1 protein-coding gene is annotated in these 449 nt (G+C 41.2%); it reads left to right on the top strand.

Features of this window, described 5'->3' with window-relative positions:
• Window positions 1-68: 68 nt before the first annotated feature.
• The gene (locus tag WEIDD23_RS12280; RefSeq protein ID WP_082778359.1) at window positions 69-437 is read left to right on the top strand and encodes a DUF2140 family protein; all 369 of its coding nucleotides are present in this window, start codon (window positions 69-71) and stop codon (window positions 435-437) included.
• Window positions 438-449 lie beyond the last annotated feature (12 nt).

The raw sequence follows: 449 nt of genomic DNA, 5'->3' as shown, positions 1-449 counted from the left end.
ATGACAAAATGAGTAAATTGCTTGTGAAGCGAATGGCAGAAAAAGAATCAGAATGGCTGGTGAAGTAGATGCAACGACGTAAGGTAACACGATTCGGTTTTGTTATGCCTAGTCGTGATCGCGTACAAGGTATCATTACAGGTGTAGGTGCCACGATTGTTGTGATGGTATTGATTGTGATTGGCTTGCTTTTATTACCACAGGACCGACAACAAGCGGTAGATACGCAACCACAACTCAGTCAGGCGGCTTTTGAAGTCAGCGTCGATCGCACTGAGCTTAATGCGATTGTTGAAAAATACTTAAATGATGATCCGTCATTAAAAAATAAATTCCGTTTTGAAATGACAAAAACTGGCATGATGGTGTATGGTACATACAAGCTCTTGGGTCAAAATGTCGATTTTGGTATGAAGATGACGCCAGAAGTAACATAACACGGTGGCATT

The organism is Weissella sp. DD23 (assembly GCF_001579105.1).
Classification (GTDB): domain Bacteria; phylum Bacillota; class Bacilli; order Lactobacillales; family Lactobacillaceae; genus Weissella; species Weissella cibaria.
Note: the sequence above shows the minus strand (reverse complement) of the source record. Positions and strands in the feature narration are given on the sequence as shown.

Coding starts and splice junctions, on each gene's coding strand:
- WEIDD23_RS12280 (WP_082778359.1), top strand. CDS start 69: ATGCAACGACGTAAGGTAACACGATTCGGTTTTGTTATGCCTAGTCGT.